This is a genomic window from Flagellimonas aquimarina (assembly GCF_003149745.1).
Taxonomy (GTDB): Bacteria; Bacteroidota; Bacteroidia; order Flavobacteriales; family Flavobacteriaceae; genus Flagellimonas; species Flagellimonas aquimarina.
On the sequence record NZ_QGEG01000001.1, the window covers coordinates 54,413 to 79,004 of the forward strand.

Annotated in this window: 22 protein-coding genes; 7 read left to right on the forward strand and 15 right to left on the reverse strand. The window is 39.5% G+C overall.

The features are described 5' to 3' along the window. Positions 1-21: 21 nt before the first annotated feature. On the reverse strand, positions 22-3,144 hold the full coding sequence (locus tag DKG77_RS00235; RefSeq protein WP_109659067.1) for a TAT-variant-translocated molybdopterin oxidoreductase: 3,123 nt from the start codon (positions 3,142-3,144) through the stop codon (positions 22-24). Positions 3,145-3,177: 33 nt separating this feature from the next. After that, positions 3,178-4,539 carry a c-type cytochrome gene (locus tag DKG77_RS00240; protein ID WP_109659069.1) on the reverse strand — a complete coding sequence of 454 codons (1,362 nt, stop codon included), beginning with the start codon at positions 4,537-4,539 and terminating at the stop codon, positions 3,178-3,180. Positions 4,540-4,774: 235 nt separating this feature from the next. Here DKG77_RS00240 and DKG77_RS00245 point away from each other — a divergent pair, with 235 nt between their 5' ends. Then, a complete protein-coding gene (locus tag DKG77_RS00245) occupies positions 4,775-5,146 on the forward strand; it encodes an SPOR domain-containing protein (protein ID WP_109659070.1) in 372 nt (123 codons plus the stop codon). Between the two features lie 53 nt (positions 5,147-5,199). On the opposite strand, the gene infB is transcribed toward DKG77_RS00245, so the two are convergent. From infB to DKG77_RS00280, 7 genes are all read right to left on the reverse strand, one after another. Continuing rightward, positions 5,200-7,950: a translation initiation factor IF-2 gene (gene infB / locus DKG77_RS00250; protein ID WP_109659073.1), complete on the reverse strand. Its 2,751-nt coding sequence runs from the start codon at positions 7,948-7,950 to the stop codon at positions 5,200-5,202. Between the two features lie 43 nt (positions 7,951-7,993). Then, positions 7,994-9,226, reverse strand: coding sequence for a transcription termination factor NusA (nusA, locus tag DKG77_RS00255; RefSeq protein WP_109659075.1), 1,233 nt, complete (start codon positions 9,224-9,226; stop codon positions 7,994-7,996). 13 nt (positions 9,227-9,239) lie between these two features. After that, positions 9,240-9,701 (reverse strand): ribosome assembly cofactor RimP, encoded by a 462-nt coding sequence (rimP, locus tag DKG77_RS00260; protein ID WP_109659077.1) that lies wholly within the window; start codon positions 9,699-9,701, stop codon positions 9,240-9,242. Positions 9,702-9,827: 126 nt separating this feature from the next. Next, on the reverse strand, positions 9,828-10,226 hold the full coding sequence (locus DKG77_RS16875) for a hypothetical protein (protein WP_133248392.1): 399 nt from the start codon (positions 10,224-10,226) through the stop codon (positions 9,828-9,830). Between the two features lie 529 nt (positions 10,227-10,755). Beyond that, on the reverse strand, positions 10,756-11,652 hold the full coding sequence (locus tag DKG77_RS00270; RefSeq protein WP_109659081.1) for an alpha/beta fold hydrolase: 897 nt from the start codon (positions 11,650-11,652) through the stop codon (positions 10,756-10,758). 19 nt (positions 11,653-11,671) lie between these two features. Beyond that, positions 11,672-11,962 (reverse strand): putative antibiotic biosynthesis monooxygenase, encoded by a 291-nt coding sequence (locus tag DKG77_RS00275; RefSeq protein WP_109659083.1) that lies wholly within the window; start codon positions 11,960-11,962, stop codon positions 11,672-11,674. A gap of 195 nt (positions 11,963-12,157) precedes the next feature. Then, positions 12,158-12,559, reverse strand: a complete 402-nt coding sequence (locus DKG77_RS00280; RefSeq protein ID WP_109659085.1) for a MarR family winged helix-turn-helix transcriptional regulator — start codon at positions 12,557-12,559, stop codon at positions 12,158-12,160. A 143-nt stretch (positions 12,560-12,702) separates the two neighbouring features. Between DKG77_RS00280 and DKG77_RS00285 the strand changes: the two genes are divergently transcribed. The 4 genes from DKG77_RS00285 (at position 12,703) to DKG77_RS00300 (ending at position 15,573) form a co-directional block, all read left to right on the forward strand. After that, the gene (locus DKG77_RS00285) at positions 12,703-13,269 is read left to right on the forward strand and encodes a TetR/AcrR family transcriptional regulator (RefSeq protein ID WP_165819317.1); all 567 of its coding nucleotides are present in this window, start codon (positions 12,703-12,705) and stop codon (positions 13,267-13,269) included. A gap of 132 nt (positions 13,270-13,401) precedes the next feature. Next, entirely contained in the window at positions 13,402-14,454 is a 1,053-nt protein-coding gene (locus DKG77_RS00290) for an alpha/beta fold hydrolase (protein ID WP_207785420.1), read from the forward strand. A 64-nt stretch (positions 14,455-14,518) separates the two neighbouring features. Next, on the forward strand, positions 14,519-14,929 hold the full coding sequence (locus DKG77_RS00295; protein WP_109659089.1) for a nucleoside deaminase: 411 nt from the start codon (positions 14,519-14,521) through the stop codon (positions 14,927-14,929). Between the two features lie 11 nt (positions 14,930-14,940). Beyond that, positions 14,941-15,573: a pyridoxamine 5'-phosphate oxidase family protein gene (locus DKG77_RS00300; protein ID WP_109659092.1), complete on the forward strand. Its 633-nt coding sequence runs from the start codon at positions 14,941-14,943 to the stop codon at positions 15,571-15,573. Between the two features lie 145 nt (positions 15,574-15,718). Here DKG77_RS00300 and DKG77_RS00305 read toward each other — a convergent pair whose 3' ends face one another. The 4 genes from DKG77_RS00305 to DKG77_RS00320 all read right to left on the reverse strand — a co-directional run bounded on the left by DKG77_RS00305 (position 15,719) and on the right by DKG77_RS00320 (position 19,874). Further along, positions 15,719-16,351: an NAD(P)-dependent oxidoreductase gene (locus DKG77_RS00305; protein ID WP_109659094.1), complete on the reverse strand. Its 633-nt coding sequence runs from the start codon at positions 16,349-16,351 to the stop codon at positions 15,719-15,721. A gap of 336 nt (positions 16,352-16,687) precedes the next feature. Next, the gene (locus DKG77_RS00310; protein WP_165819318.1) at positions 16,688-17,314 is read right to left on the reverse strand and encodes a DUF4386 domain-containing protein; all 627 of its coding nucleotides are present in this window, start codon (positions 17,312-17,314) and stop codon (positions 16,688-16,690) included. A gap of 171 nt (positions 17,315-17,485) precedes the next feature. Beyond that, on the reverse strand, positions 17,486-18,001 hold the full coding sequence (locus DKG77_RS00315; RefSeq protein ID WP_109659098.1) for a flavodoxin domain-containing protein: 516 nt from the start codon (positions 17,999-18,001) through the stop codon (positions 17,486-17,488). 37 nt (positions 18,002-18,038) lie between these two features. Further along, positions 18,039-19,874 carry a phytoene desaturase family protein gene (locus tag DKG77_RS00320; RefSeq protein WP_109659100.1) on the reverse strand — a complete coding sequence of 612 codons (1,836 nt, stop codon included), beginning with the start codon at positions 19,872-19,874 and terminating at the stop codon, positions 18,039-18,041. A gap of 290 nt (positions 19,875-20,164) precedes the next feature. Here DKG77_RS00320 and DKG77_RS00325 point away from each other — a divergent pair, with 290 nt between their 5' ends. Further along, entirely contained in the window at positions 20,165-20,371 is a 207-nt protein-coding gene (locus DKG77_RS00325) for a hypothetical protein (protein ID WP_109659102.1), read from the forward strand. 85 nt (positions 20,372-20,456) lie between these two features. Here the strand turns inward: DKG77_RS00325 and DKG77_RS00330 are convergent, their stop codons facing one another. Beyond that, positions 20,457-22,958 (reverse strand): ABC transporter permease, encoded by a 2,502-nt coding sequence (locus DKG77_RS00330; RefSeq protein ID WP_109661347.1) that lies wholly within the window; start codon positions 22,956-22,958, stop codon positions 20,457-20,459. Between the two features lie 50 nt (positions 22,959-23,008). Beyond that, positions 23,009-23,698 carry an ABC transporter ATP-binding protein gene (locus DKG77_RS00335; RefSeq protein ID WP_109659104.1) on the reverse strand — a complete coding sequence of 230 codons (690 nt, stop codon included), beginning with the start codon at positions 23,696-23,698 and terminating at the stop codon, positions 23,009-23,011. Between the two features lie 71 nt (positions 23,699-23,769). Here DKG77_RS00335 and DKG77_RS00340 point away from each other — a divergent pair, with 71 nt between their 5' ends. Then, complete coding sequence (locus tag DKG77_RS00340) at positions 23,770-24,456, forward strand: arylesterase (RefSeq protein ID WP_109659106.1); 687 nt, start codon at positions 23,770-23,772, stop codon at positions 24,454-24,456. The last annotated feature ends 136 nt before the right edge of the window (positions 24,457-24,592 follow it).

Genomic DNA, 24,592 nt, shown 5'->3' on the forward strand with positions numbered 1-24,592 from the left:
AATTACTTTCTTATTTATTGATTAAGCCTCGTCCGTATTTCTCACCTTAACATGGTAGAACACATTGGGTTTTGTGCCCACATGCTCCAATAGGTGATACATTCTATCATCATCCTTCAACTCGGCAATCTTACTTTCTTTATCGTTGATGTCTCCAAAGACCATAGCTCCACTGCTACATGCAGACGAGCAAGCTGTTTGAAATTCTCCATCTTTAATTGCACGTCCATCTCTCTTAGCATCTAAAATGGTCTTCTGTGTCATTTGAATACACATTGAACATTTTTCCATTACCCCTCTTGAGCGTACATTGACATCTGGGTTGATGACCATTTTACCAAGGTCATTGTTCATATTATAATCGAACTCGTCATTGTCATAATACAAGAACCAGTTGAATCTACGTACTTTATAAGGACAGTTGTTTGCACAATATCTTGTTCCCACGCAACGGTTGTAGGCCATTTGATTTTGGCCTTGTCTACCGTGAGATGTGGCCGCTACTGGACAAACCGTTTCACAAGGTGCATGGTTACAATGCTGACACATTACAGGTTGGAATGCAACTTGAGGATTTGCTGCTGCATCTTCCATCTCTCTAAATCCGCCCAAAGAACCATTATCGCCCCAAAGGCCATCCATGCTATCTTTTTTCTCGTTATCCTGCTCAAAAGATTCTTCAGATGAATAGTATCTATCAATACGCAACCAGTGCATATCTCTTGATTTTCTGATTTCTTCTTTCCCAACAACAGGAACATTATTTTCTGCATGACAAGCAATAACACACGCTCCGCAGCCTGTACAAGAATTTAAATCGATGGATAAGTTAAAGTGATGTCCAATAGAACGATCAAACTCTTGCCATAAATCTGCATCTGGTGAGGTAACAGGAATTTCTTGATGATCTTTGGATACATGTGGAACTTCATTCCACTCATGGACATCTTTTGTGTTGAATATTTCCAAGGTGGTTTCCTTGATAATATCCCCTCTACCCATTAATGTTTTATGCAATTGAACACAAGCAAATTCATGCGTTCCTTCAGCTTTTTCTATACTAACTGATTGAACGTTGTTGAAATTGCCATAAAGTGAAAATGCATTTACTCCGGTTGCCATTTCAGCCTTCATTCCAGCCTGTTTACCATAACCGAATGAAAGTCCTAAAGTATTTGGAGCCTGTCCTGGCTGGATAATTACAGGAACATTATCCAAAACCATACCGTCAACGGTAAGTCTTGCATAGTTTCCATTTAAACCTCCATCGGCCACATTGTAGTTTTCCATGTCCAATGACTCAGCATCTGCTTTGGAAATGGTAACATAGTTATCCCAGGACACCCTGGTAATCGGATCGGGAAACTCTTGTAGCCATGGGTTATTTGCTTGGCGACCATCCCCCATACCAACTTTAGAATAAAGAATCAACTCTTTTCCAGAGCTTGTGGTATTCACTAAGGAACGTATAGCCGAAGCAATAGGAACAATACTCTCCTGCACTTCTTCCTCATCAGCAGAAACTTCTAGGGACTCCTCGTTAACCTCTGGTGCAATTGAAGCAGCAAACACTCCATCTTGCAATGCTTTGTTCCAATCAGATTCTTGAAGAACTTCAGCACTCCATGTCTCTTTAATGTATTCGTAATAGGTTTTGTCGCTGCCCATCCAATTAAGCAAAGCTGTTTGGAGCTGCCTTGTATCAAAAAGTTCGCGAATAGCAGGTTGCGCTAGGCTATAATGTCCTTTTTTGAATTGCGCATCGCCCCAAGACTCTAAGTAATGAGAAGCAGCTGCAACATATTTGGATGCCTGTGCAGTTTCATCATTATTAAATGCAAAACTTATAGAAACATCGACCTTATCAAGTCCAGCTACAAAATCTGCCGAATTTGGTAGCGAATACACAGGATTTACACCATCCATGATTAAAACTCCTACACGGCCAGCATTCATGTCTGCAACTAACTTTGTCACTTTAGCGCTATCTCCTTGGCGAACATACCTAGGGTTCTCCGTATCAAAAGCTTCACTTGCCAACAACTTATTAATTGCAAGTACAACAGTTTGTGCGTTAATATCATTTAATCCAGTGACAACAACAGCTTTGCTGCCAGCTTTTCTAATTTGAGCCGCTATGCTTTCAACAGCAGGATCAACATCGGAAGTTCCTCCGCCAACATTACTGCCGTTTAATTTCCCATATAACTTTGCTAAAGCAATTTTTTGCTCTGTTGGTGACATTGGGTAACGCTTATCTGCATTTGCCCCTGTCAAAGACATTATGGATTCCAATTGAATATGCTTGGACATTTTTCCATGCTTTGGCACACGCCCTCTTGCATAACTATCATCATATCCTCCTCCTTGCCAATCACCTAAGAAATCTGCACCAAAAGAAACGATCAGACCTGCTTTCTCAAAATCATAGTCTGGCAAAGCCCGCTCACCATAAGCAGTGTTAAATGCATTTAATGCGGCATCCTCAGAAATAGCATCGTATGATACATGGTTTACATTTTCTCCATAGTTTGCCTTAAACTCAGCAATCAGTTTATCCGTCGAAGGGCTAGCATATGTTTGCGTCAATAGTGCAATTTGTTTCCCAGAATTTTTAGCAGCCGTAAGACCTCCTTTAATTCTATTATCCAAATCCTTCCATTCAATAGGCTCCCCATTTGCTGAAGGCCCTTGCACCCTAGTGCTGTCATATAAGGAAAGTACTGAAGCTTGAACCCTGGCATTTGCACTACCACTTACTTTAGCTTCTGTATTGTTTTCAATCTTAATAGGTCTTCCTTCTCTAGTTTTTACTAGAATACTTGCAAAATCATGTCCATCTGCAATTGTAGTTGCGTAGTAGTTCGCGACTCCTGGAACAATCCTGTCTGGTTGAACCACATAAGGAATAGACTTACGAACGGGCCCCTCACAAGCTGCAACTGTTGCTGCTGCGGTGCTGAAACCTACATATTTTAAAAAGTCCCTTCTGTTGGTAGTGGAAGCAGACAAGTTTTCCTTGTCTCCCAAAAACTCATCAACGGGAATCTGTTCTGTAAATTCGTTTTGTTTTAGCGCCTCAACAATGGAATCGTTCGGATTTAACTCCGCTTCGCTTTTCCAATATTTTTTGTTTGATGCCATACGATATATCTGAGATTATCTTCTTTTAAATTCTTAATAGTGACACTTACCACATTCCAAACCACCCATCATAGCTGCAGTCAACTTATCAACCCCATACTTTTTAGAAAGTTCTGTATGAATAGCTTCGTAATATTCATTACCCTCTACTTTTACATTGGTCTCTCTATGGCAATTGATACACCACCCCATAGTTAATGGAGCAAATTGGTACATCACTTCCATTTCCTCTACAGGACCATGACATGTCTGGCATTCTACTCCTGCTACAGAAACGTGCTGTGAGTGATTGAAATAAGCAAAATCAGGCAGATTGTGAATTCTGACCCATTCTACCGGCTGACTTTCACCAGTATACTTTTGGTTTTCCTCATCCCAACCCACTGCTTTATATAGTTTCTTGATTTCGCCCGTGTAGAATTCGTTGGTATAGCCGTTAGCTATATCATCAGCACTTGGACCTTCAGGATTACCCTTGTACTCATAAATGGATTTATGACAATTCATACAAACATTTAAAGACGGTATTCCAGAATGTTTTGAAACCCTTGCGGAAGAATGGCAATACTTACATTCTATTTTATTATCACCAGCGTGTATTTTATGTGAATAATGGATTGGCTGCACAGGAGCGTATCCTTGATCTATGCCAACTTGCATCATCCAACCATAAGCAAAGTAAGCACTTGCCAATAATAAGAAGATAGCACTCACCAAAACCAAAAATTGATTTTGTGCAAAAGCTTTCCAGATTGGCGTGCGTTCTTGCGCTTTTTCTTTTTCTAAAATAACTCCGTTGGCCTCGGCAATACGTCTCAACGTATTGTTCACTAAAATCAACATAATGACCAACAGAGCAAAAACAAGAGCAAGTGCCCCTAAAATAATTTCATTGGATATACCTCCAGAAGAATCTCCCTGGGCACCAGCAGCATCAGCAACCGCAGCAACCACAGGTGCTGGCGGCGGCGCGGCCGTATAAGCTAAAATGTCATCTATATCTGCATCGGACAAAGTTGGAAAAGCAGTCATAGCCGCTTGATTGTACTCCGCGTATATCTTAACAGCATATGCATCTCCTGACTTAATCATTCCTGGGCTATTCTTAATCCAAGTATAAAGCCATTCTTTATCTAAACCTTCATCCTCAGCCAATCTAGCTTCAACGTTTGCCAATGCAGGACCTGTCATCTTACGATCTAGGGCGTGACATGCAGCACAATTTTGATTAAATAGCTGTTTACCTTTGGCAGCATCACCTCCTGCAGCACTAACGTCTTCAGCAACAACTTCGGTCGAAGCAGCTTCTTCCTGCGCATAAAATGAAGTGGAAAAAAGTAGGAGAGAGAAACCTAAAACTTTAGAAAATAGATGGCGGTATAAAACCTTTTTCATATTAAAGAAATTTCTGTCGAAATCTTTGGCACGATAATTACTACTGATATTGAGAACAATAGGTTTTCACCGCACTAAAATCGGTCACAAAAGTACAACATAGACTCATTTTTCAAAATGTTAAGGGATCTATAATATCTAATTTATAAAGATTCTAAATAAAATGAAAACCCATAGTATAGAACATAAAAATTTACATTTGTAACAAGACATAAAAGAAAAGCGCCCATATATCATGAAAACCCCAGTATTCATAGTATTTTTTATAGGTTTATCCATTCAACTTTCTGCACAGGAAGGTAGTATTACTATTGAACAGGACCCTCGTATTGAAGAATTGACAAAGCTCTATACGCAGATCAATTCCAAGGCAGATTTTTATCAGATTCAGGTAGGTTTTGGCAGTTATCAAAAAGCTCAAAATCTAAAGTCGAAGATAGACCTAGATTTTCCGGGGTGGTATTCAAAAATTGAATTTGAATCCCCAACATATCGAGTACGCTTGGGTAAGTTTAAAACAAAGCTGGAAGCAGAACGTAAGTATTTGGAGGTACGTAAAAAATATCCGGATGCTATGCTGTTAAAACCAGAGAACACTTCTAGATAAAATAAAAAATCCCGCTTTGGCGGGATTTTTTATTTTATCTAGCTATGCTTTTTTTAAAGCTTTTTCTTGACAGCGACTTCCTGGAAGGCCTCTACAATATCTCCTTCTCTAATATCATTGTAGTTTTTAATTTGTAGACCACAATCATACCCTTTGGACACTTCTTTAACATCATCCTTAAATCGTTTTAAAGATGACAATTCACCCGTATAAATCACCACACCATCCCTGATTAATCTAATCTGTGAATTTCTAAAGACTTTGCCGCTTGTCACCATACAACCTGCAATGGTTCCGATCTTGGAAATCTTAAAGGTTTCCCTAATTTCAGCATTACCTGTAATCTCCTCTTTCATTACTGGGGACAACATACCTTCCATGGCATCTTTCAAGTCATTGATAGCATCATAGATGATAGAGTACATTCTTATATCTATTTCTTCTTTGTCCGCTACCATTCTCGCATTCCCCATTGGTCTAACATTAAATCCAATGATAATTGCATCCGATGCGCTTGCCAGTAGCACATCAGATTCTGTTATGGCACCTACGCCTTTGTGAATGATATTGACCTGTATTTCGTCTGTAGATAGCTTTTGGAATGAATCCGTCAACGCTTCCACAGAACCATCAACATCACCTTTAAGGATAATGTTCAGTTCTTGGAAATCCCCAAGGGCAATTCGCCTACCTATTTCATCTAAAGTGATATGTCTTTGCGTACGGACAGATTGTTCACGTTGCAACTGTGAACGCTTGGTGGCAATTTGTTTTGCCTCGCGCTCATCATCCAACACACTGAACTTGTCCCCGGCTTGTGGCGCGCCATCCAATCCCAAAATTGAAATTGGTGTAGCTGGTCCTGCTTTTTTAATATTATTTCCACGTTCATCTTGCATTGCCTTAATCTTACCACTGCAAGTTCCGGCAAGTACATAATCACCTATTTCCAAGGTCCCTGTTTGAACTAAAACAGTAGAAACATATCCTCTACCTTTATCCAGGAATGCTTCAACCACAGTACCTGAAGCCAATCTGTTTGGATTTGCTTTTAATTCTAACAATTCAGCTTCCAATAATACTTTTTCAAGTAATTCTTTTACCCCTTCACCTGTTTTTGCAGAAATGTCATGGGACTGTATTTTACCACCCCAATCTTCCACCAATAAGTTCATAGCCGCAAGACCTTCCTTGATTTTTTCAGGATTGGCCGTAGGCCTATCAATCTTGTTGATAGCAAAAACAATTGGAACACCTGCAGCCTGTGCATGACTGATTGCCTCCTTTGTCTGAGGCATTATATCGTCATCCGCCGCTACAACAATTATTGCTATATCTGTTACTTGTGCACCACGAGCACGCATAGCTGTAAAAGCTTCGTGACCTGGCGTATCCAAAAATGCTATTTTTTGTCCATCTTGCAAGGTAACGCCATATGCCCCTATATGCTGGGTGATACCCCCGCTTTCTCCTGCAATTACATTTTCTTCCCTTATATGATCAAGCAATGATGTTTTACCATGATCCACGTGCCCCATTACGGTAACAATGGGGGCTCTTGGCTCCAAATCTTCCGGAGCGTCCACTTCTTCTTCAACGGACTCTTCAATTTCAGCAGTAATAAACTCAACCTCATATCCAAATTCTTCTGCAACAATGGAAAGCGTTTCTGCATCCAACCGTTGGTTCATGGTGACCATAATCCCCAATGACATACACGCTGATATGATTTGGGTAGTGGAAACTTCCATAAGCGTAGCAACCTCATTCACTGTTACAAACTCGGTAACCTTAAGGATTTTGCTTTCTAACTCTTGAAGTTCAAGATCTTTTTCTGTCTGCTGACGGTGTTGATCTCTTTTTTCCCTTCTATACTTGGCACCTTTACCTTTACTGGATTTACCTTGAAGTTTTTCAAGGGTTTCCCGCACTTGTTTTTGTACTTCTTCTTCTGTTGGCTCAACTTTTGGAGCAGCAGAGCGTTGATTTCCTCTTCTCCCTGGACCACTATTACCACCAGCTCTTGGAGAGCGATTACCGCCACCCGATTGTGAAGTATTGTTACTGATGATACGTTTTCTGCGCTTTCTTCTATCAGAATTGCTATCAGAAGTTGATGCAGCAGGTTTTTTAGGCTCTTCCTTCTTTTTCTTTGGTTTGTTAAATTGGGTAAGGTCTATTTTGTCACCTGTGATTTTAGGGCCACTAAGCTTTTTATATTGTGTTTGAATGGCTTCGGGCTCCTTAGGCTCCTCTGCCTCTTCTGTTTGAGCCTCAGCAACTTTCTCCACTGGCTTAACAGTCTCTTTTATTTCTTTTTTCTCGCTTACCTTCTCAACAACAATTTCTGGAGCGGATTCAGCCTCTACCTTAGGTTGTTCTTCAACTTTAGGCTGTTCTGGCTCTTTTGCCTTTTCGGCCGTCTTAGGTGGCTCTGGCTTTTTATTCAAATCGATCTTACCTACCGTTTTGGGGCCTGTAAGTTCTGCTTTGGCTTTGATCACTTGCTCAGCATTGCGCTTTTCCCTGGCAAGTCTTCTTTCTTCCTGTTCTTGCTCGATCTGAATTCTTAACGCTTCTTTTTCCTTTCTCTTTTCCTCACCTACTTCCTTAGAAGCTACCTTTTTACTCTTATCCGTTTGGAATTCATCCAACAGTACTTGATACACCTCATCTGTAATCTTTGTTGTAGGCCTTGCCTCCACCTCATGACCCATAGATGAAAGGTGGTCCACAGCCCTATCCAGTGAAATGTTCAATTCCCTGAGAACTTTATTAAGTCTTATTGTTGGGTTTCCTGCCATAAATTGTATTTCCTAGCCCTAAAATTTGCTGCTAATATATAGTTTAATCTTCAAACTCTTCCTTGAGAATGCGGACTACATCAAGAACAGTTTCGTCTTCTAAATCCGTTCGTTTTATTAAGTCATTGACATCTTGCTCAAGAACACTTCTTGCAGTGTCCAAGCCAATCTTCTTAAACTCTTCAATAACCCATGCCTCTATTTCATCGGAGAATTCAGTCAATTCTACATCTTCCTCCACACCTTCTCTAAACACATCAATCTCATAACCAGTTAATTGACCAGCCAAACGAATGTTATGCCCACCTCTACCAATTGCCTTGGAAACTTCCTCTGGTTTTAGGTATACCTGAGCCGTTTTTTTCTCATCATTTAACTTAACAGACGATACTCTGGCCGGACTCAATGCCCTTGTCACCATTAATTGAGAATTGTTTGTCCAATTTATGACATCGATATTTTCGTTTCCTAATTCACGAACAATACCATGAATACGTGACCCTTTCATTCCCACACATGCTCCTACTGGATCAATTCTATCATCATAAGAATCCACTGCAACTTTTGCTTTCTCGCCAGGAATTCTAACGGCCTTCTTTATTGTAATCAAACCATCAAAAACTTCTGGGATTTCTTGGAAAAACAATTGCTCCAAGAAAGATGGTGAAGTTCTCGACATAATAATTGTGGGTTTGTTGCCCTTTAATTCAACGCTTTCAATTACACCGCGAACGTTGTCTCCCTTACGAAAGAAATCTGATGGGATTTGTTTTTCCTTTGGAAGAATAATCTCGTTTCCTTCGTCATCCAACAAGATAATTGCTTTATGACGTATATGGTGCACCTCTGCCGTATATATTTCTCCTTCTAAATCCTTGAACTGTTTATATATGGTAGTATTATCATGTTCATGTATTTTAGAAATCAAGTTTTGGCGCAAGGCCAAGATAGCTCTTCTTCCCAAGTCTATTAACTTCACTTCTTCGGACACATCCTCACCTACCTCAAAATCAGGCTCAATTTTTCTAGCTTCTGTCAAGGAAATTTCCTCATTGGGTTCTTCCACTTCTCCATCTTCGACCACAACACGGTTTCTCCAAATCTCCAAATCACCTTTATCTGGATTGATAATGATGTCAAAGTTCTCATCGGAACCAAATTTCTTTTTTAGAGCATTTCGGAATACATCTTCCAAAATCGCCATAAGGGTTACCCTATCAATAAACTTATCGTCCTTAAACTCCGAAAAGGATTCGATGAGCGCTAGGTTTTCCATTTTTAAATTACAATTAAAATTTTATAATAACTTTTGCTTGATGGATATCAGAAAATGCAATATCCCGCTTTTTCTGAACCGTAACTTTTCCTTTACCAACCGGCTTGGGCTCTCGAGCCTTCCACTCTAAGGTAATACTATCTTCTGTGGCATTGGTCAGGTTTCCTTCCAACTCTTCTTCTCCAGTCCTAACCATTAATTTTCTGCCTATATTTTTCTTGTATTGACGTGGTATTTCCAACGGAGAGGTAGCTCCTGCCGAGGTCACTTCCAATGAAAAATCTTCTTCTTCACGATCTAGATTATGTTCAATGGCTCTGCTCACATCCATACAATCTTGAAGATTGATTCCATTATCACCGTCCAAAACCACCCTAATAGTGTTATCTCCACCTATAGTAAAATCAATCAAAAACAAAGATGGATTTTCATCCAATGCCTTGTCCAACAATGATTTAACTTTTTCCTTAAACATAAAAATTAGTAATAAAAGAGGGGACTAGAAGTCCCCTCATGAATAACCTTTTATCCGTTCAGTGGTGCAAATATATAATATTTCATTTGTTTTAGCAATTCATTGTCATATTGAAATTTTCAGGAATCATTTAGACTTCTCACATGTCTCATTATAATAGATAACCGCCTCTTTAATATTTGCTTTTTTATACTTGCGTGTTTTGAACTTTTCAACCAGTTCTGGGCAATCCCTAAAGTAATACATGGCGGCATCGTTGAAATTGTTCGAGAATGCAGGGTTCCGGTTTAGTTTGGTCGCCATTTCTTCTCCTTCCCGCACAACACATATATAGGTGGACTGGCCTGGTGGAGCTGGCATCGGTGATAGAGAATTGGAATTAAGAGGCACACCATTCGAGGTTCCTTTAGACTTATATTCATAAAGACTTACCTTTCCTTTTTCCAAAAGTCTCATTGCCCTAAATGCCTCTCCCTCTCCATAAACTTTTAAAAAGTCATAGGTTACAACCTTACCTTTCTCCAAAATCCTAACTTTTTTTAATCTTTTTAACCTAATAAGAATAGGTTTGGATTTTTTTGTTTCTTTAAATTGTACATATCCTGTTTCGAAAAAAATTTTGCTCCAAGACTCAACCTCCATAACTATTTTGGCAAACCCTTTTTGGACTCTTCCATTTTTGTAATATAACTCGGCCTGCGTTTTTTGAGCAAAACCATAATTTAAACAAAAACACACCCAAAAAATACAAACAAATAATCCCCTGAACATCCTAAAATCTTTTACGCTATAACAGCAAGGCTGAAACTAACAAAAAAACCTAACTTCTTTATGTTTTAAACAAAGTTTCTATCCTATACAAATGGCAAAAAGACATGGGTAATCGCATGACCTCTTTCCTATATTTCAAATATTGCCAGACACCTTTTTAAGTAAGCAGTGTTACCAATAACTCTACTCAAGCCATACTTTCTTTAATAAAAGAGTCCCTAACGTAAGTTATAGCTTCACCTTCATTATTTGCGTTACCATGAAAAATCGTTGTACCATTAGTTTATACCAACCTAATTGGACTGGAAGCTGAATTCGTCTGTGCTAGAAACTCAGTAGCAGCTTTGAGCAGGGCCTCAGGTTTATCCATATGAACAAAATGTCCAGAATCTTCAATAACATCTAAACTGGCGTTGGTTAGTTTTTCTGCCAGAACCTCTCCTAGTTTTACATTGATAAAGCGATCGTGCCTTCCCCAAACAACCAATACCGGCTGTTTCACTTCTTGAATTCTAGTTTCCAAATAGGCCTGTCCTGGTGCATTATTTTGAAAATAGGATAGAAAAGCATTCTGAGTGGTTTTGTTATGGCCATCAGCCAGAAATTCAGCTTGGATTTCTTTAGGTATGTTGCTACCTTTGTGGAATCCTTTGTTATATGCAATCTTAGCAGAAATTTTTGGAAACCACTTGATCAACGCTTTTGCCCTTATTGAGTTTTTTCTCCCAAAACTCCTAACCTCCCATGAAGAATATGCCGAAGTAGGGAATGGAATTCCGTCCATAACTATAATTCGATCAATATGATCAGGGTTTTCAACTCCCATGATCAAAGCGGGGGACAGTCCTATGTCTGTCGCCATGATGTGTGAACGCTCAATTTGAAGCGTATTCAAAAAGTCCATGCCCACGGCTGCAAAAGTTCGTGGATTGTGATTTTTTAAATTGGCAAAGCCTTCACTACCTCCAAAACCGGGCCAGTCAATAGCCAAAACATGGTAGTCTTTTGATAATGTTGGTGCAATGTCATACCATGTTTGAAGGTTCTCAGGAACCCCATGAAGCAGAAGTATTGTTGGGTTGTTTTTGTCGCCAAGTTCTGCATAGCGAATATTTAATCCAAATTTTCGGATACGTACCTTTTTGGTGTGCAATAGTTTTGATTCTTGATTTGTTTTCATTGTTTTAGTTTAATTATTACTATTTTTTAAAAAGCCATCGGCCCAATATTTTTACCACAAAGGGCATTACCAGAAATACCATTGTTGTTGCTATCATAAAAACTATGATCAAGAGGGTTATTCGTCGATCTAAGTGTTGTACCGGTAGAATTTGTTTTGCCAACCATTCATAGCTGAGCAACAATGGATAAACTCCAATTACAGTTACAAGTGCTTGTTTCCAAGGCACCATTCTTGGGGCTGTATTTCTCACTTTCTTCCTTGGTTCAAGACCAGTATTCTTCTTCAACAATTGATTTGATTGTTTCATGCCGTTCTACTTAAGAAGTTTGGGTGTTATTAAACACATAAAATCTAACAGAGCTCCAATGGGTGTCTTTATTTACCGGAACGGATGCACATCTTTGGATTACTGTTTTTGCTCCTTCTATATTTGATGCTTTCATAATGTTCGATTTCGCATTAAACAATATATGTTGTATATACAACATATATTTAAAATTTTTTAAGCCAGCTTACTTTCAAGTTTTTGAAGGCCGCTCAAGCCATCATCCTCTAATTGGCCCACCAACACGTCCATGGCCTTCTCCCATTGGGGAATAAGTACTTTTACCAAATCCATTCCTTGATCGGTCAGTTCCACTTCTGGCCTGTATTCCGTTGTTCGCATTAATAGGTTTTGCTTTTCCAGCAGTTTAATGTTTCTGCTCACTGTAGATCTTTCAAGACATAGAACCTCTCCCACCCGACCTTGTTCAACTCTACCCAATTCATGTATGGTAAAAAGAATGGTCATTTGATTTTCAGTGATTTTGTGGTCCCCCAAAAACTTTCTAATATGCCTATCAGCTATTCTGGATAAACGTCTTAACCTAGACCCAATGCAATGCTCTAACTGATATTTCATAGTGCAAACATAACAATAGTTGTTGTATATGCAACATGTTTATGTATTTCTTAACATTTCAATCATTAAAGTTTTTTACCAAACGTTTGGTTACTACCTTGTTTTTAAGTACGTTTGTAGCAACAATTATAAAAAGAACCTTTTTGAGGCCAAAGAAAATTGAAGATAAAAAGCTGATATTGAACCTAATGTCCGTACTAAGAAAAAAAGGATATGAAGGTTCCAGTTTGAACCAATTGGCACAAGCGGCCAATTTGAACAAAGCAAGTTTATATCATCGTTTTCCTGGAGGAAAAAAAGAAATCACAGATGCCGTATTAGATTTTGCCGATGAGTGGGTCAAAGTTCATATATACAAGCTCCTATCTGACAGTTCAATCCCCCCAATAGAAAGACTGCAAGAAGCGCTTAAGCTTATTAGTGAGGATTTATATGACCATGGTCATGAAATGTGTCTTCTTAGAGCATTGTCAATGGATGCCGGGCAAGGGCTTTTTGGAAGCAAAATAAAAGGTAGCATGACCACATGGATAAAGGCATTTACACTATTGGGAATTGATTTTGGATTTACTAAGGAAGAGGCAAATGACAAAGCAGTACAAGTGTTGGTTCATATTCAAGGTGGGCTGGTCGTCTCTGAAAGCATTGGCTCCGTTGAGCCATTCAAAGCAGTATTAGTAGCTATTGAAAAATTATATCTGAAAGAGTAAAAAAATTTAAAAAAACAAGTTACCAAACGTTTGGTAACTTATATGAAGAACATATTCTTTAACTGACGGTAATGTCAAATCAACAAGGATAGTTCATTGATTAAACTAGCAGTAATCATATCAATAACACTTATGATGAAAACAAGAAATACGATTTTAAAGGTGCTGTTTGCTGTAACCATTTTAATGGCCAGCAATACCAAAGCGCAAAATCTAAAGAAAGAAACAGAATTCATGAAAAAAGAAAACAACAAATCATCAAATCGGTTTTCCATCAACTCATGGGAGACTTTCGATGACACATGGCCCTATGAGCCCCACTTCAACAAAGCTGCCGGATTTGGAATGCATTATGTTGATGAAGGAGATGGAGAAATCATTTTGGCCCTGCATGGAGAACCAACATGGGGATATCTCTTTAGACACCTTATTGGGTCACTCTCCACAAAATATAGAGTAGTTGTGCCAGATCATATGGGATTTGGTAAAAGTGAAACACCCCAAGATAGAAGCTACTTACTTCAGGATCACATTAACAATTTGGAAAAATTTGTTCTAGATCTAAACCTGAAAGATATCACCCTTGTTATGCACGATTTTGGAGGACCTGTAGGCATGGGGCTGGCTATTCGACATCCTGACAGAATTAAACGCATAGTCAGCGTAAATGGCCCTACCCCTCTTGCACAGCCCAATCTGGGTCAGGCACTTAACAAAAATGGAGCTACCTCGCCTTGGTTCAGCTGGATTTTTAAGGCATACGAAAATGGTACACTAGAGCAAGTTTTAAGTCAATTGGATTACAATATCCTAAGTACGCTAAAACTAAACGGTTTTGAAAACAATGATTTGATCACGGATACTTGGCTGAACGCTTATGGTGCTCATTTTAAGTCTAGGGAATATACATTGGGAGCAATAGGTTGGGCAAAAGGTTTTGCTGAGGGAGCTCATCAATTTGAGCCAACAACATCAAGTACGGCCGAAAAAATTTCTAAAAAACCTACTATGGCCATTTGGGGAATGGCTGATAAAACCCTACAAGCCAACTATTTTATCCCACTATTCCAAGAGGCTTTCCCAAATGGGGAAATTCATACATTAAATGGTGTAGGTCATTATAGTTTAGAAGATGCGCCAGAAGAAATTGCTTCGCTCATTGAAGTATTTCTTGAAAAATCATGACCCAAAAAACAATCAAGTCAATAGATTTACATATAAACAATAGATTAAAAAATATTGAAGCAAAATGCAGAATTATATCGAATACATGCAAATCTGTGAAACAATTGCTCAAGCTGCTGCATCAAGGGGAAATAGCCCAGTGGGAAGTCTGATTATTGTAAAGGATGAAATAGTGGCGATGGCTGAAGAGGCCGTCGCAGAAAAGCAAGATGTAAGCTGTCATGCAGAAATGGAAGCCATAAGAAAGGCTCGAAAAACAATCGGGAAAGATATGTCAGATGCCATTTTAATCACTACAAAAGAACCCTGCGTAATGTGCAGTTATGCCATTAGATACCATAAAATAGGTGTTGTGGTATACCAAGAGAAAGCTGAAGCTCTTGGCGGCGCCAACAGTGGTTTTGATTTACTTATTTCTGATGATGTACCCAACGGTTGGGGACCTCCTGTTAAATGTATTCAACTTAACAATTAAAATCTAGGACTATGAACTATGCCAAATTAGCTTTTACAGATACCATTAAAGAAGTTCAAAAAAAAGAGGGTAGTCGCAATGCTTACGAGCGAATGGAGCAAATGATCTTACCAGATGGTCTTTCTTTTCGAGAAATGAGTTTTATAAAAGAAAGAGATAGTTTCTATATAGCTTCCATGGGGGAAAATGGATTTCCTTATATTCAACATCGTGGCGGTCCAAAAGGATTCTTAAAATTCATCGATGTAAAAACTCTTGCCTTTTTGGACTTTACAGGAAACAAACAGTATATAACAACAGGCAATGTTCAAACCCATAAAAAAGTTTCTCTAATCCTTATGGACTATGCCAATAGAGCACGTCTTAAAATATATGCCGAAGCTGAAGTGGTTTCTTTAAACGAACGACCAGACTTACGGGAAAAATTGGAATTGGAAGACTATAAGTACAAGGCAGAACGGATGTTCGTATTCCACATTAAAGCTTTTGATTGGAATTGCCCTCAACATATTACGCCAAGGTACACGATTGGAGAAATTTCTGAAATGGCCAAGGAGCGTGAAGATTATATTCAAAATATGGAGCAGGAAATCAGGGAATTAAAACAGCGATTGGAAAACTGTGGGCCTAATAATACTGAATAGTTCAATCCTATTGCAGAATTATCAACTTGACTATAAGTAGTATAAAGATCGTACGCATCAGTTTTGGTTTTTCAAAACTTTTAAAAATTGAAATCTTTGTTGTGAACAATTGTAAATTTTAACTAAGTTCTTCTTTACTAGTTCTTTAATTGGTCACGCCAACCGCTTTATGCAAGTACATATTAGATTCTAAATTTTCAAGCATGAAATGAGCAACACTTGCACGAGAAATCATTTTAGTAAGAATGTAACTTCCAACATGAAAACCATGTTTATAAGAAAATCTTTTTTTTCCATTTGTCAGTTGGCCTGGACGCACTATTGTCCAATCTAAATCACTATTCATAATTAACTTCTCCTGTTTTGACTTATCCAAAAAATAAAAGAACAGTATTAACGGAATGGTAAAGAGCGTATAATATAATCCAAGCTTGTACCTACTATCATTTATACCAAGTGATGTAACACATATTAAACGTTTTACTTCATTTTTCTTCATGGCCCCTATAATATTTTTTGTCCCTCTGGATAGGATGGTTGTCCTAATGAAAAACCTTTTGTGTCCTAAAACAGATAGTACAGCATCTTGTCCTCGAAACGGTTTTTCCAAACTTTCCGGAAACAAAACATCTCCTTTTATTACACTAAAATTTGGGTTGTCAAATCTTAATTTATCAGGCTTACGTGCTATTGCCGTTATAATATGCCCTTGTTCAAGTCCTTGTTTAATCAATTCCCGTCCGGTTTTCCCAGTTCCGCCTATAACTATTAGTTTCATGCTTTATCCATTATATCTGGCACATATAAAATTGATGAATTCTAAAACTTCATAAAATAATAAAGAACTGAATTGTTGTTTAACAGGGATGAGTTGAATGTTAAGACATTCTATTAAAAAATGGGTATTGATATTTTATAAGAATCGGATATTGTTATAAGAACTGACCTAAGGCTTTTTATGGAATCTTGTGTTATGTCGTTTTCTTTTCTTTAAAGAGACCTCTTATTCATTGATAACCAATATTTTATTGACTTTACCTATGTTCAAACCAAAAAAAATACTTTTCATTTCTAATCTACAAAGCATCGAGGCTCAAATTGTAATTCACTAAAATTAATTTTCGGGTAGCTCATTTCTTTTCAGCATAAGCCAGATACTTAATGAAAGTTCCGCAATAGCCATTGTTGACATTGTTATTGCCTCAAGCGTCTTAGGCAGATGAAAATCTACAAAGAATACTATGTATGTAAAAGATGCAACCACTAACAAAACACCAAGGCTTTTCGGCATGTATTCTGACTTAAAGACCGAATAACCAAGTACAAAGATGTGCAAGGCAAAAAATATGTATCCCAAGAGTTTTATGGATGCATAACCGTAAACATCGATAACTTGAAATGTCAGGGCAAACAACCCAATGATCAAAGTAAAAGCGTATAGTAACCTGAGAACTGCCGTGAGCGACGCAAGATTCTTGTTCGTAGGTTTAAGAACTACATAAAGTGCGAGACCAATAATAGAATCAAGAACAAGTACGACTAGATAACCAACAACAGCAACACCGAAGAGTCTCCCGTTTGCTTCAATATAGTTGGCTAAAGCTTCTGTATCTCCCGGTACAACAAAATTGGCTAAAAGAAAATCATCAACCAAGGTCACTATGAAAATCGAGGTTATGAAAGCAATTCCCACAACCATTGCCGCTTTGCTGGTCGATAAATTAGTGATGAAATTTTTCATATTGTTTTCTTTTGGTTTGTTAGATGTCATTATTTTTTAAACAAATAGAGTACAACTATATAGTCTTTATTCAGGACGAGTCAATTTTCTTGTGGCATGAAGCTTTGTAGAGCAAAGCATGGCAACATAGGTAAGCTTCGGTTGAGATTACCTAAGTACCCGTTTCATGCATTAAGTTGTAGCCAGAGTTGCTTGATATTGTTGAATCATTTTGATTATGGGTTCAATACTGGCTTTGTCCACATAGTCAAATCCTTCACGTTCTTCCTTACTGGCTTGGGGATCGGGGTTGAAAAGAGACCCAACCCAGAGAACCTGCCGAAGCCACCAACTAAGTTTTGAATGGTCTAACCTGCCACGCAGTGCCACATGCTCTATTTGTGTCAATAGTTCAATAGGAAGGGAAGCAGCGACCCATCTATTGAGTTTAGCACTGGCCCCAGCACCAGAGACCGAAAACAAAATCTTTGACCGGCCATTAAGCTTGCCCAAATTGGTCCTTGCCCATTTTCCAATAGTTAGTCTAAAATAGAGAATGGAACTACCCAATATTAGAAACTCGTACTTTGAGGGATTGGCACTGGCATCCTTGATGTCGAATACGGGCAGTCCTGTGGCCTCACCGACCCAGTTGGCATATTGTTCCGTACTGCCGTAAGTACCTGAATAAAAAATTGCCCCGTTCATACTACCTCATTTTAGTTATTATTATATCAAAATTGTATTAGCCCATAGGCCCAAAAACCAAGGCCTTGTCACCTACTTTCAATAGGTCGCAGCTTTTGTGGAAACTACTTTTGTCTTGAGGAATGTTGAATCGTAAAACTGCCTCTTCGGGAGAAGACATAATGGGAAGCCAACGATAGGGTAAATCCAATTCGGTTACTTTCGGCTCCATTAGATTAAGAATGGCATGCTGCCCTTTTATATACTTAAATCCGTTTGGTTTTTCAAAACTCAATTCGAGTATTTCGTTATCTATTGTCTTATGCTCCACGAATGGAACAATTCTCTTGTCAACATACTTTGAGTCATCACCTTCTGACCATGTTTTGTCTCGATTCATTTGTAAAGCTGCCAAAAATCCGGCCATGATGGAACCCTCAAATCCGCCACCAGGGAATGCCCATGCAGATGCGAAATACAAATTGGGAATCAGGAAATTATTCCTGAAACGTTTTGTGCCCGACTGTTCTTTGGATTGAGCAAAACCATAAACAGATCCATCGGTATTCGAGGTAAATCTTTCAATGGTCTTAGGTGTGGCAACTTCATAGTATTCTATACTTTCCCTAATTCCTGGAAATTGCTTTTCCAATCGTTGTAATAGGATTTGAGCTACTTCTTCCTTTTTAGTCTTGTAATCTTTGGTACTCAATCCATCCCAGTCTTCCAGATAATCTGTACAGCAGATCGCGCCAACAGATTTCCCAGGGGGTGCCAATTGGGAATCTATTTTGCTGTAATCCACTAAAATGAAGCTGCGTTTTGACCAATCGCCATTGTAGTTGGGGTATACGTCCTTCAAGCTCTTCACATCATCTCCCTTGATAAAATTGGAGTAGTGCTCTACGCCAAAAGCGGTTATATCGGATTTAAAGCCAAGGTATAGACAAAAAAGGGCGCAAGAAATACTTTGAGAACCAATCTTATCTTTGAGCAAGCTTGCGTGGGGTTCATCCAGCATATTAGGTACCACGGGAATGGCACAGTTGGCCACGACATTATCGCAAGAAATGGTCTCGGGTTCAAGGTTTTCATTGAAACTATCACGGAAGCTGACTCCGGTCACTTGGCCATTCTTGGTGATGATCTTCTCGGCTTTCTTGCCCAGCAGCAGAGTGCCACCATGCTTTTGGATATATGCGGCAAGATGGTCAGACAGTACTTGTGAGCCACCTTTTATGAAGAAACCACCGCTCCCAATAAAACTGGAGAATGGTAGGCCAAAATAGAACATGGATAAGGTGTAAGGGTCATCGCCCCAATACCCAATATGCGCTACCAGATCGAGTTTTGCATTTTCATTACTGATGTACTTATCCAACCAAGACCCGACCGTATGTCGAGATGCTTCTACAAGATTGGGATAAAGCAAGGGCATAAGCGGATATAGCAGCTTTCGCTTCAAGGGTGTACGCGGCAATTTGACTCCTTCTTTCCTTAGACCATCAATGAATTTCATGAAGCGCTTGATCCCTTTTTCATCTTCAGGATATTTGTTGATCAGTGCTTTGCTCGCTGCAGCATAGGTGTGTGGAAACACAAACTTCTCCTGGTCTGAAAGCACAGCATATAGTTCAGGTACTTGAAGCAATTCAACCCCTTGATCGACATCCAACATATGGAACAATTGCAAGATTGCCCCATCTTTTTCTAAGCCACACATTTCATGCAGGCCTACTTCAACGATGAAATCTCCTCGCTTAAAGGTGGTAGCGCACCCACCAGGTTTGTGGTGTTGCTCCAACAGCAATACTTTCTTTCCAAATTTTGTGAGAGTGGCTCCGGCAGTCAGTCCGGCCAAACCTCCTCCGATAACGATAGTGTTGTATTTCATATGATTTTACTTTATGCATTTACTCCAAATCAAACCGTTTGACTATAGCCTACCAGATTACGGTTTAATAAGGAGTGCTCAATATGAGAGCAAAAATGATGGGGGTAAACTTTTGCTTGATATACAAATTATAAATCGAAGATACTGCCGGTGGACTATTTGTAAAATGATGAACATCAGTCTATTTGACTTTTTTTGGCACCCTACTTACCGTCGTTTAACAATTAAATCTTAATTTAGAAAGTTCCGTAAAAGGAATGTTTAAATCTGAAATCACTGAGGTAAAATAGATGAATAAAATTTTATCAAGGATAGTTTTTAAAAGAAGAATCTCCATTGCTCCAAATTCCACAATATTTAAAAGCCAAAAACCGAAAACTATCACATATTACTATGGATACAAAAAATTAGGTTCTAGAAGAGTAGGTTTGTCTTTTAATGTTGGAAAGGATTTTAAAAAAGGAAAGATAAAAGGGGGGCAAAGGATGAAAAAGTAATCCTATAACAAAACTTACATGTTTCATGAGATTTCTTACCTCAAAATTCTAAAGTCAGAAATGAGCCGCTTCATCGTTTCTCTAATTATCCCCCTTCTTTCCTAAGCACTTCCAATGGAGGGCTTTGCAGCACACTTTTACTGTTTAACAAACCAATCAAAAGTACCAAGGCCATAATACTTGGTAAAACAACTAGAAAAGGAACTGTGGAAGGCACAAAGCTAACTTCGAAAACAAATCGTGCCAACAAAAGACTACCTAATAATGACAATACAATACCAATACCTCCGCCCAATAGCCCTAAATAGAGATATTCAAGTGCTGTTATGCGTAGAATTTGTTTGCTTTTAGCCCCTAAGGTGCGCAACAACACATTTTCCTTTATCCTTTGGTATTTGCTCGTTCGTACCGATCCAATGAGCACAATAATTCCAGTAAGAATACTGAAGAAAGCCATAAAGTTGATTACCCAAGCTATTTTGTTCAGAATATCTTCTATAACTATAAGTATCTGTCGTAAATCGATAATGGATACCGTTGGAAATTGTCGAACGAGGTCACGTTGCAATGCGGCCGATTTAACCGCATCTGGGGCTTTGGTGGTCAACACATGAAACTGAGGCGCTTCTTCCAATACTCCAGAAGGGAACAGAATTGAAAAGTTAATCTGCATTCGAGCCCAATCCACCTCACGAAGATGGGCAACTTGGGCTTCCATTAATACACCCTGTACATTAAACACAAGTGTATCACCAACTGTGACCTGGGCATCGGCCGCTACATTATCGGACATCGAAATAGGAATGATACCGTTGCCTTTGCGTTCAAGTGGCCAGGTACCTTCGACTGTTCGTTCTGAGGCTACCAGGGAATCGCGATAAGTAACTCTAAATTCATGGAACAAAACCCATCGATTTTGGGTCGCAGTAGAATCAAGAATGAGTTCACGCACAGGCCGGTCTTTGATTTGATGCATCCGCATGGTAATGATGGGAATATTGTTCAACACATCAAGTCCCGCCGCTTCGATGCTATTGGCCGCAGCAAGTTTTTCATTGGTTTGGACATCCATCAAAATAAGATTTGGAGTGTCCTCCGAAGCTTCCAAGGAAACCTGGGCCAATAAAATATCTTTGGTGAAATAGAGCGTACTTATCAAAAAGGTGCCCACACCAATAGCTAAAATTAAGACCGTGGTCTGATTATTGGGACGGTATAGGTTCAAGAGACTCTGTCTCGAAGTAAACCCCCAAGACGTTGGAAAATATTTCTTGATGGCTCGCATAAAAAGAGTGGCCACACCTCCCAAAAGCGCAAAGACCACCAAGATGCCGAGAACGAAATAGAGAGCATATCGAATACTGCCCAATAACCAAAAGGAGAAGGAAAAAATAAACAGAACAATACCCAATACCACCCACAGCTGGGCTTTTCGTGATTTTTGATATCCGTTCTCCTCGACCCGTAACACCTGCAGAGGTGAAACAAACCATGTGTTCAATAAAGGCATTAAAGCAAATAATACGGATAACAATACACCCAATATCAGTCCTGACCAAAGCGCATTGGGCACTATGGAAATCTGAACTTCAAACGGCAAGAATCCTTCCAACAGCAAAGGAAAGGATTGCTGTAGGAGCAATCCACCCAGTACTCCAAGAATGCCTCCGAGTAGCCCCATACCTGCGATCTGTATGAGGTAAATCAAAAAAGTTTGCCTTCGGGTAGCTCCAATGCATTTCAATACGGCTACCGAACGTAATTTCTCCTTGATATAGATATGTACCGAGCTGGCAACGCCTACACAACCCAACAGCAGAGCTATAAAAGCAATAAGGTTGAGAAACTTCCCAAAATTATCATAACTTCTGCCAAGCTGTTCAGCGGTGCTGATGTGCGTATCCAGGTCTGCGTTTTCAACATCGAGTTGAGGGTCAACCTTCTCATCCAACGCTACCAGATCTTGCTCAGGTTCAGCGACAAAATAATAGTCATATCCGATTCGACTTCCCACTTGTATGAGTCCTGTGCCTTCCACCGCATCGTAGGGAATAATTACGGGTGGTGCCACTGAAGCCCCAATTCCCGATGTTCCAGGAGCGGAAATCAAAGTACCCATAATAGGAAACACTGTATTGCCCAATTTGATAGAATCACCTGTTTGCACCCCATATTGCAACATAAGCGTTGCATCTACGAGAGCACCACCAGCCTCTTGGTAGGTTTGCGCTGCAGCTTCGGGTTTGGTTTCCAGTTCACCATAAAAGGGATATCCACCTTCAATACCGCGTACCCCAACCAATTTGGCGTCACCGCTTTTTGGAAAGACCGCCATTGAAGGAAACCCCACGGAACGTCCATTAGCCCCTCCAAGGGAATCGATAATGGCCAATACCCTTTCATTGGGGGGTTGGTTGCTATCAATGACAAAATCGGCACCCATCAAGGTCTTGGATTGAATGGCAATATTTTCTTCCAGGTTCTCACTGAAGGACTGGATGGAAACTACTGCAGCTATGCCTAAAATGATGGAAGCCATAAACAACAAGAGACGACTGCCACTAGCCTTGCTGTCTCGCCAAGCCATTTTTAACAGCCATTTCCATCCGGCTCCCGATTGCTTTGTTGTAGAATTTATCACGATTCAATCAATACTTCATTCGATACCACTTTCCCACCTCGCAATCGTAATAAACGATTGCATTTTTGTGCCAATTCCAAATCGTGGGAGACAATGACCAAAGTGGTACCAGCCTCCTGATTAAGTTCGAACAATAGTTGGACCACACGGTCGCCTGTATCTTGGTCGAGATTGCCCGTAGGTTCATCAGCGAACAAAATAGATGGGCTATTTGAAAATGCACGGGCCAGGGCCACGCGTTGCTGCTCTCCACCAGAAAGTTGGGAGGGATAATGCTGGAGACGGTCACCCAGACCAACCTTACCCATTAGTTCCCTACCAATTTTTGCTGGATTTTTTGCCCCCTGAAGTTCCAAAGGGACAACTACATTTTCGAGGGCCGTCAGGGTTGGCAGTAACTGAAAATTCTGAAAGATAAAACCCACCTTTTCATTGCGCAATCGGGCACGCTCATCCTCGTTCAAATTTCCTAAATTGGCACCACTCAATTCCACGACACCAGTATCGGGATAATCAAGTCCAGCACAGAGACCCAATAAAGTTGTCTTTCCACTCCCTGAAGGTCCTACGATTGCAAAGGTCTCCCCCGCTTCGATACTGAAATTGATGTCATCCAATACCGTTAATTGTTTTGAACCACTCGTATAGGTCTTCCTTAGGTGCTCAACGTTTAATATCTTTGGCATAACACTTTTGCTTCCTTTTTTCTCAAACTAGGAAAATAGGCAAATGATTTTAATTTTAAGGCCCGTAACCCATGCAAGACCTCTTAAAGTTTCGTTATTTTTTTCTGGTTTTATGCCTAATTTCCTGTCGTGATGACCCTAAAAAAGCCTTAGATGTACCAGAGGGCAATGGTAGCAAGGAAAATATCGTTGTTGAAGAAACCTCCGAAAAAGTAATTTTGTTCTTTGGGGATAGTCTTACTGCAGGCTATGGTTTGGAACTTGAAGAGGCCTTCCCAGCACTTATTCAAGACCGTTTGGACTCGTTAGGTCTTAATTATACCGTAATCAATTCAGGGCTGAGTGGGGAGACAACTTCTGGCGGACGTAACCGTTTGAATTGGGTATTGAACCAAAAGGTCGATGTTTTTGTGTTGGAACTAGGTGCGAACGATGGACTTCGCGGTATTCCCATATCTGAAACCCACAAGAATTTGCAAGCAATGATCGATTTAGTAAGAAAAAAGAATGTCGATACCCAAATTGTACTGGCAGGCATGCAAATTCCACCCAATATGGGCCCAGAATATACCACGGAGTTTCGCAAAATCTTTCCTAAACTGGCCGAAGAAAATCAAATCGCTTTGATTCCTTTTTTATTGGAAGGGGTCGCAGGTATTCCTGAGCTAAATTTGGAAGATGGCATTCACCCTACCCCAGAGGGACACCAAATCGTAAGGAACAATGTTTGGGCCGTGTTACAACAGGTATTACAATAGACCACTATTTTCGAATCTGAGGTGATAAAATTAACACGTGGCTTGTCCAAGAAAGAGTTGAGAGAGGTTACCTTTTCTTTGACTATGGATGGTAATTCCAAAGTCGGTATAGTGTCAGATTAAAAATAAAAATGGA